Origin of the sequence: uncultured Microbacterium sp. (assembly GCF_963521695.1) — a bacterium.
Classification (GTDB): domain Bacteria; phylum Actinomycetota; class Actinomycetes; order Actinomycetales; family Microbacteriaceae; genus Microbacterium.
The window spans coordinates 1-14,944 of the sequence record NZ_CAUQWC010000069.1; the positions used below are offsets into that span (position 1 = coordinate 1).

7 protein-coding genes and 1 pseudogene are annotated in these 14,944 nt (G+C 69.5%); 6 read left to right on the forward strand and 2 right to left on the reverse strand.

Annotation, left to right across the window (positions count from 1 at the left end):
• Positions 1-521: hypothetical protein (locus RWP81_RS07210; protein ID WP_314454144.1), on the reverse strand; the 521-nt coding region annotated here is incomplete at its 3' end.
• 53 nt (positions 522-574) lie between these two features.
• Positions 575-3,283 carry a LamG-like jellyroll fold domain-containing protein gene (locus tag RWP81_RS07215; RefSeq protein ID WP_314454147.1) on the reverse strand — a complete coding sequence of 903 codons (2,709 nt, stop codon included), beginning with the start codon at positions 3,281-3,283 and terminating at the stop codon, positions 575-577.
• A gap of 386 nt (positions 3,284-3,669) precedes the next feature.
• Here RWP81_RS07215 and RWP81_RS07220 point away from each other — a divergent pair, with 386 nt between their 5' ends.
• The 6 genes and pseudogenes from RWP81_RS07220 to RWP81_RS07245 all read left to right on the forward strand — a co-directional run bounded on the left by RWP81_RS07220 (position 3,670) and on the right by RWP81_RS07245 (position 14,714).
• Positions 3,670-6,882, forward strand: a complete 3,213-nt coding sequence (locus RWP81_RS07220; protein ID WP_314454149.1) for a family 43 glycosylhydrolase — start codon at positions 3,670-3,672, stop codon at positions 6,880-6,882.
• Positions 6,883-6,974: 92 nt separating this feature from the next.
• A complete protein-coding gene (locus RWP81_RS07225) occupies positions 6,975-10,313 on the forward strand; it encodes a family 43 glycosylhydrolase (protein ID WP_314454152.1) in 3,339 nt (1,112 codons plus the stop codon).
• 319 nt (positions 10,314-10,632) lie between these two features.
• Positions 10,633-13,560 carry an immunoglobulin-like domain-containing protein gene (locus RWP81_RS07230; RefSeq protein WP_314454155.1) on the forward strand — a complete coding sequence of 976 codons (2,928 nt, stop codon included), beginning with the start codon at positions 10,633-10,635 and terminating at the stop codon, positions 13,558-13,560.
• 259 nt (positions 13,561-13,819) lie between these two features.
• Positions 13,820-14,353 (forward strand): Abi family protein, encoded by a 534-nt coding sequence (locus RWP81_RS07235; RefSeq protein ID WP_314454158.1) that lies wholly within the window; start codon positions 13,820-13,822, stop codon positions 14,351-14,353.
• A pseudogene (locus RWP81_RS07240) lies at positions 14,304-14,417 on the forward strand (Abi family protein); the annotation flags it as partial. The gene RWP81_RS07235 and the pseudogene RWP81_RS07240, both read left to right, overlap by 50 nt.
• Positions 14,418-14,513: 96 nt before the next feature.
• Positions 14,514-14,714 (forward strand): hypothetical protein, encoded by a 201-nt coding sequence (locus RWP81_RS07245; protein ID WP_314454161.1) that lies wholly within the window; start codon positions 14,514-14,516, stop codon positions 14,712-14,714.
• Positions 14,715-14,944: the final 230 nt, after the last annotated feature.

A 14,944-nucleotide genomic window follows, 5' to 3' on the forward strand; every position in this document is an offset into this window, starting at 1 on the left:
TGCTGGGTCGTGTCGTTGCCGATGTTCCACAGGAAGTGGTTCGAGGTGAGCATCGACGCGCTGGCCTTGACGTCGATCGACACCGTGGCCGAGGTGGCTGTCTTCAGCAGGTCGTCGGGCAGCTCGACCCAGTTGCCGGTCGAGGTCTTCGCCCCGCCGGTGAACTGCAGGGTCCCCGCCTCCGCCCGCTGCGCCGCGGTGTAGTTGCGCACCGTCGCATCGAGCGGGTCGCCCGCGGCATCCGAGCCGTCAGCCGTATTGCGAGCCACGTCACCGGAGGTCTCGTCGAACGTGTAGCGCGCGACGAGACCGTCGTCGCTCACGCCGGAGGGCGCCGCGCTCGCCGCCCCCGTGCCGAGGACGCCGCCGACGGCGACCGCCGCGGACACCGCGACGGCGAGGGCTCGTCGCGTCCCGGAGGCGACGCCGAGGGCTCGTCGCGTCCCGGAGGCGACGCCGGCGATGCGGTTCTCATCGGTCGATCGACGCAGACCGTGGCGAGAAGGGGTGTGGGAGAGCATGGTGTCCTGACCGTCGGTCGACGTCGATGGAGGGCGCGGGCGGCGCCGCGGGGTCAGCGGCAGGTGGTCGCCGCGAAAGGCGCCGTCACCGACGAGGTGGTGCCGCCCGCGCTGGCGGCGACCGTGACCTCGCCCGCGGCCAGCGGATTGGTGCGCGCCGTGAAGGTCACGCTCGTGCTCTTGCCGGCGCCGAGGGAGGCGATCGTCTTCGAGCCGTGCGCCGAGTCCACCTGCAGCGCGACCGGTGCCGTGCCGCCGTTGGCGATGCGCGTGACGATGATCGCCTTGCCCGCGGCGCACCGCGTCTCGGCCGTGGCCGTGACCGCCAGGGCGGGGGCCGTCACGACGACGTCCGCGGTGACCGTGAGCGCTGTCGAGCTGAACAGACGCCGGTCGGCAGCGTTGTACGCGGTCGAGCCGTTGGCTCCGACCCACTGGTTCAGGTTCGCTCCGACCGTTCGCACCGTCCCGGTGACGGGATACGATCCGGGCTTCGAGGCGTCGACGCCGGTGAGGTTCCACGTCACGGGCTGCGCGGCGGTGCCGCGACCGTACGCGAGGGTCACCTGCGCTTCTCGGGGCAGAGCAGCCGTGATGGTTGCCGCGCCGGCGCCCTGCGTCACGCTCGCGTCACCGAGGTCGGTGGTGACGACGGCCGTGGCATCCGCCTTGCGGATCCCGTCGTACTGGCCGAAGGTCAGCGGGACGATTCCCCCGTGCTTTGTGCTGGGCGCCATCGAGAAGGTGTCGGACACGAGCGGCGTCCACCCGGCATCGAGGTTCGTCGTCTCCAGCGGGCGGTAGCCGGTGGAGGGGATGACGTCGACGTAGAGGTACCACGCGTCTTCGCCGTGGCGCTGGAAGACCGCGGGACCCTCGACGCCGCCCGCGTTTCCGCCGGAGTAGTTCGCGCCGATCCGCTCCTGCACGGTCGTCCACGCGGTCGACTGCTTCCACCACTCGGCCGCCGTGGTCGACTCCATGTAGATGCCCCGGCCGAAGGCGTTGTCCTTCGTGACGCGGTAGGTCTTGCCGTCGTTCTGGATGACGGTCGTGTCGATGGCGTCGCCGCCGGTGTCGATCATCGTTCCGCCGTAGCGGTAGGTCTGCTGCGTGAAATCGGTGGTCGCACCCCACAGGACACGCGAGTACGACGACCCGGTGTGGGCGGCGTTGGAGTAGACGGTCGATGACCAGTAGAGGACGAAGGCACCGCTGCCGTCGGCGTTGTAACCGTCGACCCATGTCGCCTCGGGCGCCCAGGCCATGCCGAGCTCGGCGACCTCGGCGCCGGCGGGAGACTGCGCGACGTCGAACTGGCGCAGGTCGCCCCAGGTGACGAGGTCCTTCGACTCCCAGACGTTCAGCTTCGTGGATCCCTGTGAGCTCCAGTAGCACCAGTCGGTGCAGCCGGCCGCGCCACGGTCGCCGCCGAACACGCGCAGGTCGGTGGCGATGATGTAGTACGTCTGGGTCTCGGGGTTGTACGTCAGGTAGGGGTCGCGCACGCCGGTGGTACCCAGCTGCGAGGCGAGGATCGGCTTGCCGGCGTTCAGCGGGTCCCAGGCCTCGGGGTCGTCGCCGCGCGAGACGTCGAGGTAGATCTTCTCGGCGTAGCCGTTGGCATCCTCGATGAAGTGCACCATCGCGTACCCGAACGCGTCCTCGGCGGCACGGGCGGGCTGGATCGTCGCGGTCACGGCACGCGAGGCGGCCACCCCGCGGACCGTCGCGGTCGCCGTCAACGTGGTCGTCCGCGCCGGGGAGCCGACCGCGGGCAGCGCCGTCGTCAGCGTCTTGCCGTCGGCGGCGACCGTCGCCGCGGAGTCGGTCGCAGCCCAGCTCACGTGGCCGCCGTAGGTCGGGAGGGTGGTCGTGGTCTCGTCGACGGTCACCGGGGCCACCGCATCCACCACGGCCTGTGCGGCCAGACGATGGGCGTCGGCGTGAATCGTTGCATCCGTCGTCGACACCTGTGCGACCTCAGTGGCCGACAGGGCCCGGTCGTACACGCGGAAGGTGGACACCTCGCCCTTGTACATGGGGTCGGGGTACGGCGCGCGACCGATCGCGTTCAGGGTCTGATCGGTGATGTCGGCGGGCGAGAGGGTGGTGGGGGTGGATGCCACCTGCACACCGTCGACGAAGAAGGTGAGGCGCCCGGCGGCCCCGTCGATGACGGACGTGAGGCTGTACCAGCGGTCGGCCGACAACGCGGAACCGGATCGGGCGTTGACCTCGCCGCCACCACCGTTCGTGGTGAGGACGGTGCGCGGGTTGTCGCGGACCGACGAGAAGTACGACCGCGTCGGGGAGTCGCTGCCGATGTTCCAGAGGAAGTTCCAGTTGTTCTTCATCGAGGCGTCGAGCTTGGTCTCGATGGTCACCGTCGCCGATCGCGCGCCGGCGAGGGCGTCATTCGGCAGCCGGACCCAGCTGGCGGTCGGACTGGTCTTCGCGCCACCGGTGAAGACGAGCGATGACCCGGTCCACAGCGAGTCCGTGCCGTTCACGACGGTCGCGGCGCCCAGCGTGGTCGGCGCACTGTTGGGCACGCTGGCGCCCGCGGTCTCGTCGAAGATGTACTCCGCGCGCAGACCTGTCGAGGGGAGGCCGGTCTCCGCCACGGCCGGTGCCGCCGTCAGGGGGACGAGGCCCCCGGCGAGGAGGGCGATCCCGGTGGCGAGGCTGAGGATCGCGCTCCTCCGGCGTCGGGTCGACGGTCGCGCGGATGCGGTGGGGGCGGTCGAGTGTGCAGTCATCACTCCAGCTCCTTTGCCAGGATGATCGGGGCCCCTGAGGCGCAGGAACGATCTGGATGTTACCGCTCACTTTGCGTGGGGGCAAGACCGGTCGTCCCACGGGTCGGGCGTCCGCGTTGCGATCACCGCCTCGGCCGTCCCCGAACCCGCGGGCGGGCATGCCCGGTGGCGGGTGGATGGGGCGCCGCGGTGACTCGCGCGGAAATCGTGATGGCCATAACGGCATCCGTGTGGCTATTGTGAGCGATAACACTGAACTTTGATGGTCAGTCACTTAATGGAGAGTGGATATGCACCTGCCTTTCGCGGCGCGTTCGACGACGCCCCCCGCCCCCCTCGAAACCCCGCCCACCCGCGCGCGGCGGCGCCGGCTGACGGCGGTCGCTGTGAGCACCACCGCCGCAGCGGCCCTGTGCGCGAGCCTGCTCGCACCCGGTGTCGCCACCGCCGCAGGACCCGACGACGCACTCATCGCCGACTTCACGTTCGACAGCGGCACGTCCAGCTTCACCGGCGCGGGCGCCACCGCCACCACGCAGGGCACGGCCCGACTGGTGCCCGGCGTCAGCGGTAACGCCGCCCAGCTCGGCAGCGGCTTCTGGCTCAACGTCACCAAGACCGGCGGCGCGCCGCTGCTCGCAGGGCTCAACGACGTCACGTTCTCGTACGACAGCAAGCCCGCCTCCACCGGGAACACCGGCTGGTCCGTCTTCGCAGCCCGCAGCGCCGCGACCCAGGCGTACGCCCAGGAGCACTATCTCGGCTTCCTGGACCGCACCACCGGCATCACCGTCGAGCGCTACGACAACGCCGGCAGCCGGAACACCGCGGGCAACCTCGTCGCCACCCAGACGAACGCGGAGTGGAAGCACGTCGACCTCGTCCTCTCGGGCGGCACCGCGCGCCTGTTCGTCGACAAGAAGCTCGTGTCGACCAACACCACGGGCACCGCTCTCGCGCAGATCCTCGGCGCCTCGGGCGGCATCCTGCAGGTGGGCAAGGCCAACTGGGGCGGCGGCGAGTACTTCTCGGGACTCCTCGATAACCTGCGCGTCTACAACCGCGCACTCACCCCGTCCGAGCTCGGCGTCGCGACGGTCGCCGCCGACCCGGCCGCGGCCCTCAGCATCCCGGCCCGCATCTCGGGCGACCTCCCCTCGTCCGTGCTCGGCAACGCCGTGACGTGGTCGGCATCCGGTGCCGGCGCCTCGCTCGTCTCCGCTGACGGCAAGGTCACCCGCCCGGCCGCAGGTCCCGTCGCCGTCGAGCTGACCGCGACGATCGCCGGCGTCGCCACGCCCGTCACCGCCTCGGCGCAGATCCTCGACGCCGGCGGAGACGTCGCCACCTATGTCAAAACGGTCACGACAACCAACGGCGTGAAGGACGACCCCCTCGCCTACAACGACGACCGCCGCGCCGACGCGCTGTTCGTCTCGGCCCGCCCGTCGGGCGCTTCGGCCTGGGAGCCGCTGAACCGCTCGCAGGCCATCCTGTACGCGACGTGGAACGGCTCTCAGAACGCGAACCCGAACGCCCAGGTCGGCTCGCCCACCCTCATCCGCTTCGCCGACGGCTCCCTCGGCGCGGTGGCGGCGCAGAACAACGCCACCGATTCGGTGTACGTGTGGGACGCCCCCGACGGAGCGACCTTCCGCAACCAGCGCACCGTCAAGATCGCCTCCGACGGGTCGATCGTGAAGAACCCTCGCATCGAGTTCGACGCCGCCAGCCAGAAGTACACGGCGTACTGGACCGACGAGCTCACCGGTGAGGGCCGCGTGGCCCGACTCGACGCCCTCACCGCCGGCAGCACCCCGACCGCGGCTACCAAGGCCGACGTGCGCGCGCTCGGCGTGGTCGGCGCGGGTCTGCCCGGCTTCACCGCGCAGGCGCAGGCGAGCTCGTTCGCCCTCTCGAAGGCCGAGTTCGACGTCTTCTACAAGAACTACGTCGACCTGCAGAACACCGGCGTCCGGGCCCCCGCCGACGTGCAGGTCGAGAACGGCAAGAAGGTGGATGCCGCAGCCCTCCCCGGAACCGTCACGCTCGACTACAACGACGGCTCCACCAAGAACCTCCCGGTGACCTGGGACGCCGAAGATCTGGCATCCATCGATTCGCGTAAGCCCGGCACCTACGAGGTGTCCGGTCTCGTGCAGCAGACCGCCGAGGAGATGGTCAACGACGCGCGGGCCGATCCGCATCTGTTCTTCAACGAGGACGACGGTTACTGGTACCTCACGGGCTCGCACTACTCGATCCCCTCCAACGCCCCCGACAGTCAGCTGATCGACGCCAACGCGTACCGCAAGATCGGTCTCAAGCGCGCCACCACGATCGCCGGACTGAAGGACGCGCCCGAGCAGATCGTCATCGACCCCGACACCGGCACCCCCGGCAAGCAGGCCCAGTACCCCAACACCTTCTACGGCTGGGGCGGATACATCTGGGCGCAGGAGTTCCACAAGATCAACGGGCAGTGGTGGATCGTCGCCGGCATGAACCGCGGCTACGCGCCCACCAACGGCTGGTGCGACAACACCGTGCTGATTCCCTACACGGGGAGCGAAGAGTCGCTGCGTGCCGGCGGCCTGGTGAACCCGCAGAACTGGGGCGAACCGACGATCCTCGAGGGCGCCGCCTTCGACGTGTCCTACCTCGAGCGTCAGGAGAACGGCGTCACGCAGGGCTACTGGGTCATGCCGAACAGCGCGAAGCTGCTCATCGGCAAAGCGAAGATGGGCCCCAAGGGCACCGTTCCGCTGATCGACGGCGGGCTGAACGAGGTCTACGCGATCAGCCAGCCCTGGGAGTACGGCAAGCAGGCTCCGACGCCGTCCGACACCACCGAGGGCGGCGACCAGGGCGTCGTGGAGGCGCCCTATATGGTCGAGCACGGTGACTACATCTACCTCACCTACTCGGGCGGCACGGTCGACAAGTACTACGACATCGGCATGCTGCGCGCCGCCAAGACGGCCGACCTGAAGAACCCCGCGAGCTGGACGCTCGTGCCCTCCCCCGTGCTGACCACCAACGACACCTTCACCGGCCGCATCGGCGGCGCGGGCCAAGCCGGCACCGGACACAACTCGTTCGCGACCGACCCGGCCGGCAACCTGGTGCTGGCGTATCACGCGCGCCCGTACCCCGAGCCGCACACCGGCGGTGCCGCGGGCGGTCTGTTCGACCCCGACCGGAACAGCTGGTTCAAAGCGGTCAACGTCCGCGCCAACGGCATGCTCGACCTGTCGCTGACCGCCGCGCAGGAGGTCGCACCGGGCAACCGCACCGTCACCGCACGGGTGGTCGTGGCAGCAGCCCCGGCCGGCGTGCAGGCGAGCGTCGCGACGCGCTGCGTCGCCGGCAAGGTGACCCTCGTCACGACGGTCACCAACATCGGTGCGGCCGCGGCATCCGGAACGATCGCCGGCACGTACGGCTCGACCACCTTCACCGACCTGGGCGTGGGCAAGTCCGTGTCCAAGACGCTGTCCACCCGCAGCGCGTCCATCGACGCGGGCACCGTCACGGTGACCGTGCAGAACGCCTCCACCCCGGTGACCGCGGACTACCGCGCCACCAGCTGCCGATGACCGACCGACTCGACTCGACGAAGAGGAGAAACACCGTGACCCGAAAGACCAGCGCGCCCGCCCGAGGCGCATTCCGCAGACGCTGTGCGGGGGTGATCTCCAGCGCCCTCGGATTCGCCCTCGTCGTGAGCGGCGTCGGAGTCTCCGGCGCGGCGAGCGCCGCCGAGCCCGCATCACTGGTGGCGTCGTACGACTTCTCGGAGACGAGCGGCACCGTGGTGCGCGACACCTCGGGGGCCGGCCGCGACGCGGCCGTCGTCGGAGGCACGGCCTGGCGCGGCGGATCGCTGCAGCTCACCGGGTCGAACCACGTGAAGCTGCCCGACAACCTGCTCGCCGGTCAGAGCGCCGCGACGATCATCATCGAGACCAACCCCGTCGCCCTGTCGGGCGCGAAGTTCCTGTGGAACATCGGCGGATCGGGCGATAACGCGACGGGACAGTTCTTCATCCAGCCCGTCGCCCCGCGCCTGGCCATCAGCCCGACGAACTGGCGGAACGAGCAGAGCGTCACCTCGACGACCCGGCTCGCCGAGAACCGCTGGCAGTCGGTGGCGGCGACCATCGCGAAGAACGCCGGGGGGACCACCTCGACGCTCACTCTCTACATCGACGGTGCCCTCGTCGCGCAGAAGACCGACTCGACGACGGCGCTCAGCGACCTCACCACGCACACGATGAACTACATCGGGCGCAGTGCCTACGGCGGCGACTCGCTCTACCAGGGCGGTGTCTCGTCGTTCCGCGTCTACAACGCGGCCCTGTCGGCCGGTGACATCGCCGCGGCGTCGGCGACGGATGCCACGGCCACGGCATCCGAGGTCGTCGCCGGAATCGACCTGGCCGGCGCCAACGCCCAGAGCCTGTCGGCCGTCGAAACCGACCTCGTCCTGCCGACGACCGGCGGCGTGACCTGGACCTCGTCGCCGTCGGGCATCGTCGCCGCCGACGGCAAGGTCACCCGGCCGTCCTCGTCGACCGCGGTCACCCTCACGGCCACGGCCACCGTGCGCGGCAAGACCGCCACGCGCACCTTCGACGTCACCGTGCTACCCGCCCCGAGTGCCGCCGCCCAGGCTGCCAAGGCCGCCGCAGCACTCGTACTGCCGTCGGTGCTCGAGAAGGGCTACGTGCTCCCGACGACCGCGCAGGGACTGCCCGTGGTGTGGTCGCACGTCTCGGGAGCGGGCTCCGTCGCCAACGGCAGCATCGCCACCGCCCCCGCCACCGGTCTCGCCGCCGCAACCCTCAAGGCCGTCGTCGGCTCGGGCGCCGATGCGGCGACCACCGAGATCCCGGTGCGCATCGCCGAGACCGGCGCGTCGCGGTTGGCGACGTACACGACGTCGAAGAACACCCGCGGCGGAGACGACCCCGAGGTCACGCGTAGCGCCCACCTCGCGCTCAGCAGCGACGGCACCGCGTACACGCCGCTCAACAGCGGCGCGGGTGTGGTGTTCCCCCAGGTCACCGGTATGACCGAGCAGACCAACGGCACCACCCGCTACCTCGGCTCGCCGTACATGTTCCGCCTCGAGGGCGACCAGGGCTACGGGCTCATCGCCCGGCGCACCGACGCCTCGGGCACGGCCGACACCGCCGGCGCGCTCGTGTTCACCTCTCCCGACCTGATCACCTGGACCGAGCGCAGCTTCCTGCCCCTCCCCGGGCAGGGCGCGACCGGAGCCGTGTCAGCCGAGTGGGATGCCCGCGTCAGCGCGTACCGCGTGGTGTGGACGAGCCCCGCGGGCTCGGCCCTGACCGGCACGACCACCGCGTTCCAGACGGTCACCGCGCAGGGCGCCGGGCAGCAGCCCGCCGGCCGCACGGCGAGTATCGGCGTCCCCTACGCCGAGACCGCGAGCGTCATCCCCGTCACCGCGGCCGAAGCCCGGTCGGCATCCGATCAGCTCGGACGCGTGCGCAACACCGGCGTGCAGGCACCGAAACCGGTCAGCCTGACGGCCGGCGACGCGCTGACCCTGCCCGAGAAGGTCACCGCCGACTACTCCGACGGCGGCACGCACGACTTCCGCGTCACGTGGGACACCTCGAAGGTCGACGCGACCACGCCCGGCACCTACACGGCCACCGGGACGCTGCAGCGCACCGACACGAACTTCCCGCTCGTGGCCAACCGCGCCGACCCGCACGTGCTGCGCTACACGCTGCCCGACGGCAAGAAGACGTGGCTCTACATCGCGACCGACGACGCAGGTCAGGACGAGTTCTTCATCCGCCAGGCCGACACGATCGCGGGGCTCTCGAGCGCGGCCGACAACCGCATCCTCGGTTTCGGTCTCTCGGGCAACAGCGTCAACGCCCAGCTGTGGGCGCCCGAGCTGCACGTCGTCGACGGCGACCTGTACATCCTGTTCGCGGCCAACGCCGAGAGCAGCAACTGGTGGGCCGGCGTGCAGTCGTACACGATGCGGCTGAAGCCCGGCGGCAGCCCGCTCGTGCGCGCCGACTGGGAGGCACCGCAGCGCGTCGTCGACCAGGCCGGTCAGCCGCTCACCACGTACGGCCAGGGCATCACCCTCGATATGACCCACTTCGAGGACAACGGCATCGACTACGTCGTGTGGTCGGAGCGGGTGGTCGCGCCCTCGACGGGTCCGGCCGTTCTGAAGATCGCGAAGGTCACACCCAAGGCATCCGGTTCGTGGCAGCTGGCGAGCCCGCGTTCGACGGTCGCCTTCCCCGACCGGGGCTGGTCGAACAACACCACCCCGGTGGTGGAGGGACCGTTCGTCATCCAGCGCGACGGCAAGGTCATGGTCACCTTCTCGGGGTCTGGCGTCGACTGGACCTACGCGGTGGGCCTGCTCACCGCCGAGTCGGGAGCCGACCTGCTCGACCCCGCCGTCTGGAACGTGCGCAACAGCTCCATCTGGAGCTACGAGGGTGCGTTCTCGAACAACTGGGGTCCGGGGCACAACTCGTACACGTACGACGACGACGGCAACCTGCTCAACGTCTTCCACGCGAAGGCGACGCAGAACGGCAGCCGCGACTCCGGCATCCGGATGGTCTACTTCCGCCAGGATGACAGCCCCATCCTCGATATGACGGATGCCGAGTGGCTCGCCGCCGAGAACCGCACGGTCACCGCGACGGTCACGGTCACGAGCCCCGTCACGCCGACGGTGCAGATGGTCACCGGCAGCCGGTGCGTCGCGGGCAAGGCGACCCTGTTCGCCACGCTCACCAACACGGGCACCACCGCCGCCGACGCCCGTGTGACGTCGACGTTCGGCACCGCGGAGGTGAGCGGCCTCGCGGCGGGGAAGTCGAAATCGGTCACCTTCGCCACCCGGTCGGCCACCCTGACCGCCGGTTCGCTGACGGCGACGGTGTCGACGGAGGTGAACGGATCGCGGGTGCAGGACACGGTGACAGCCGACTACGCCGCGCGCAGCTGCGGCTGAGACCCGTTTTCGACACGAGGGTGCGTCCGGCCGTGGGCCGGGCGCACCCTCGTCTTTCGTCCCGGTGTCCGGCAGGGGGTGCCGATTGCGTCCGCGCACTGCGTTCCCGGTGCATCGGGGCCCACCCGCTGATCTCGCGCTTGACACCCCCGCACGCCGGTCTTACTTTGAGACGACCGGGTGTTTCCGGTAACAACACAGCCCCTCGACCGCCCCGCGGTCACCCGAAGACCGCGATGACGCGTGTCCCGGCGCCCCCGACGTCGCCGTCCGGGCCCGGATGCGCATCGCGTCGCCCGAAGAGCAAGGACGCCCGCACATGCGCACGCGCACACGTTCACCCCAGTGGAGGAAGGGCCTGGCCGTCACCGCCGCGCTGACTCTCACGATGACCGGATTGGGCGCCACCGCGACGGCCGCCCAGGCTGCTGACGGACCGCAGCCGCTCATCCACTACTCCTTCGACGGCGCCAACGGCACCACGATCGCCGACTCCAGCGGCAACAATTTCAACGCCACCCTGCGCCAGAACGGCGGCTCCGTCACGGGCGGCGCCCTGTCTCTGCCCGGCGGCGCGGCCGGCACCGCGGCCTACCTCGACATCCCCACCGCCGGCTTGGTCGGCAAGAAGGACCTCACCATCTCGACGTGGGTCTCGCCTCGCTCGGGCAACGGCAACGTCGCGGCCGCCTTCATCGGCGCCCCCGTCGCCTCCGGCGCGTCGTTCTCGTCGGGGTACTGGCTGCTCAACCCCGCCAACCCCAGCGGCTACGTCAAGTCGGTCGTCACGAACACCGTCAACGCCGGTGCCCCGTGGGGCACCGAGGTCGGCCCCGGCGCGACGAATGCCGCCACCACGGGAGCGCGCACCCCCGCGGGGCTCAGCCTCTACACGACGGTGATCAGCGGAACCACCGGCCAGCTGAGCGTCTACATCAACGGCACGCGTATCGCGCAGAACGCCATCGCCCGCGATGTCTCCTCCTTCGGATCGTCGCTCGTGTCGTACCTGGGCCGTTCGACCTACCCCGACGCCGGGTGGAGCGGTCTCGTCGACGACTACGCCGTGTACTCCTCTGCTCTGAGCGAGACCGACGTGAAGGCGCTGTACAACTCGCAGGCTCTCGACCGCGCCGTCGCCGGTGTGAGCGTGCCGTCCACGGCCCTCACCGACTTCACGGTCCCCACCACCAGCGCAGGCGCGACCGTCAGCTGGGCATCCGACAACGCCGCCGTCGCCTTCACCGGCGGCGCGGCGAAGGTCACGCGCCCGACCGCCGGCTCCGGTGACGCCTCCGTGACCCTCACCGCCACCTTCACCGTCGGCACCGAGACGCGCACGCAGACCTACGCCGTGACGGTCCCGCAGCAGATCGCCGACTCCGAGAAGGTCTCGCGCGATCTCGCCGCGATCTCCGTCCGCAACCTCGACAACGTCCGCGGCAACTTCTCGGTGCCCACCACCGGCGCCGAGGGTTCGACCATCTCGTGGTCGGTCGCTGCGGCAGGGGCGGCCAACGCCGAACTGCGTGCGGGCGTCCGCGACAACTCCCGCACGGTCGAGGTCAAGCGTCCGGCCGCGGGCTCTCCCGCCGTCGACGTGCAGCTCACCGCCACCGCCACCAACGGCGGTGCGACCTCGAGCCGGAGTTTCACCGCCCGCATCCAGCCCATGCCGGGTGGATCGCAGGAGACCGAGGCGTACTTCTGGACCTTCTTCACCGGTGAGGGCGACGGCGCCGAGCGCGTCAGCATTGCCGCTTCGAAGGGCAACGACGCGCTGACCTGGAACACCCTCAACCAGGGCAAGCCCATCTTCACCTCGACCGTCGGCACCGAGGGTCTTCGCGACCCGTTCATCATCCGGGCACCGCACGGCGACAAGTTCTACATGATCGCCACCGACCTCAAGGTCGCGGGTCTGGCCGGCGGCTTCACTACCGCGCAGATCTCCGGCTCGAAGTACATCGAGGTGTGGGAATCCGACGACCTGGTGACCTGGTCGGAGCAGCGTCACGTCAAGGTGTCGTCCGACTTCGCCGGCAACACCTGGGCGCCCGAGGCGTACTGGGACGAAGAACTCGACACGTTCGTGGTCTTCTGGGCGTCGAACCTGTACCCGACCACGAACGTGGCCGACCGCACGGGCGTGACGTACAACCGCATGATGTACGCCACCACCGACGACTTCGTCACCTTCTCGGACGCCAAGGTGTGGAGCGACGTGCGTCGCGGCAACGGTCTCGGCCTGATCGACTCGACCGTGGCGAAGAAGGACGGCGTTTACCACCGCTTCACCAAGGACGAGGCGAGCATGACGATCCGCCACGAGAAGTCCACCGATCTGCTCGCGACCATCTCGGGAACCCTCCCGGGCACGACGGGCGCTTCGAACCAGTGGACCCTCGTCGAGGAGCGGGTCGCGAGCGGCCTGCCCAACGGCGAGCCGGGCGGCACCTACTCCAGCGGTGAGGGCGCGAACATCTTCGCGGCCAACGAGGGCGACGTGAACAACCTCGACTGGTTCCTCTTCATCGATCAGCCGAACTACCACGGTGGACCCAACCACTACGTGCCGTTCGGGACGAACGACCTCGACCGTGCCGGCAGCTGGCAGGCGCTCGGCAGCAAGCTCCGTCAGGGCCTGCCGCAGAACGCCGACGGCGGCAAGCCGCGCCACGGCACCGTCATCCCCGTCACGCGCGCCGAGTACCAGAAGGTGCTCGAGGCGTATGCGCCGAACATCGCGGTGAAGACCGTGGATGCCATCGACGTCTCCACCGACGCCGGCACGGCGCCCATCCTGCCCCAGGCACGCCTGACCAAGGCCGACGGTTCGGTGCAGACGGTCGACGTGAAGTGGGACGCGGTGGATGCCGCGAAGTACGCCGCCGCGGGCACCTTCACGGTGTCGGGCGTCGCACAGGACGACTCGCGCATGCCGGTCGATGCCACCGTCACCGTCCGCTCCCTCGTGAAGGTGCAGTTCTCGGCCGAGGCGCGCTGCGTCGCCGGCAAGGTGCAGCTCGTTCTCAAGGCCGTCAACAACGGTGACACGGCGGCCACGCTGGCGATGTCGTCGACCTACGGTTCGAAGAACGCGACGGTCGCCGCGGGCGCCACCACGTCGGCCGTCTTCGCCACCCGCTCGGCGTCGGTCACCGCCGGCGAGGCGCAGGTGGCCGTGACCCAGGGATCGGCGACGGGGACGGTCACGGCCGCCTACGCCGCGAGGTCCTGCAGCTGACCCCCCGCACCGTCCCCCTCGGGTGACGGTGAAGGCCCCGGTGGAGTCCCCCTCCACCGGGGCCTCTGCCGCTTCCAAGGCCGAACGATACGCTCGCCGCCCGCCCAGTCGGGCTGATCACGATCGTCGTCGCGGTGGCAGCAGCCGTCGCCGTCGACTGCGCGATTCCTGCTAGGCTCATTCCAATCGACCCCCTCCCAAGCCTCTCGACGATGCTCAAATGGGAGGGGCCTTTTTTATCGCACCACGAGGAACAGCGATGGCGAGAAAGCCCGCGAAGAGCTGGGCTGAACAAGCTCAGTTGTTGGTTGCTCGTGGCCTGGTCGTGTCCGATCTCCCGGCATGTCAGACATTTCTCGCCGCCGAGAACTACTACCGTTTCGCAGGCTACGCTCGTTACTTCCAGAAGGCGCCGCACTACGGCGACGACAACTTTCGCACCGGGACGACCTTCGAGCAGATCCGTGCGATCTACGACGCGGATCATGCCCTGCGGAACCGGATATCGTCGCAGCTCACGCGCGCGGAGCTCTTGCTCCGAAGTCACACTGCGCGGGCAGTCGTCGACGTGTCTGGACCCTATGAGCGGTATCTCGAGGCCAACTTCTATTCCGACAGTGCCGGCGCCGAGCCGACGGTCGAGTCGTGTCTACGCGATATCAAGCGGTCCAAGGAGCGTCATATCCTCCGCTTCGGGGGGCGCAGAAGAGGACCTGAGGAGAGAACTTCCGGTGTGGTCAGCCGTGGAGGCATGGTCATTCGGAACTTTGTCGAAGTGCATCGAACGGGGTGATCTCGGAGCTCTCGCCGGCCCGATCGCGAACAGCCTGGGAGTTGCGCATGCGGGTTTCGCGTCACGGGTCCGCGCCTTGGTGTACCTACGAAATCGTTGCGCGCACCACAGCAGACTGTGGCATCACTCCGTGATCGATGCGGGTCCGACACCGAATAACGTGAGGACCAAGGCCAAGAGGCTCGCGGGAAACTTCGACCCGCGATCCGTGTTGGATGTGGTCGCGTCGCTCGATGACATCGTCTCGCGCGGATCGGGCGGGACGCCCGTCCTGCCGGTGCTCATCGCCGAGCGCAGTGCAGACAGGGCGTTCTGGGACGGACTCCGCGCGCCCGTGCGCCCAAAGGACCACCGGGCCTGAGCCTCCCGATCTGACGACTCCGACGAACCGCCGGCCGCCGTCGAGACTGCATAAGGCTCGGCAACAGCCGGAATGGTCAGAGTCCGGCAATGATTCTGTCAGCCGAGCTTTCGCCCGCTATGTCGGCGATGGGAGGGCGCCGTGCAGCATCCTTCATCGCCCCCGGAACACAGAAGTGCCCCGGACTCTTCGGCGGCCCACCGCCACCTCGAGTCCGGGGCACTTTCCGT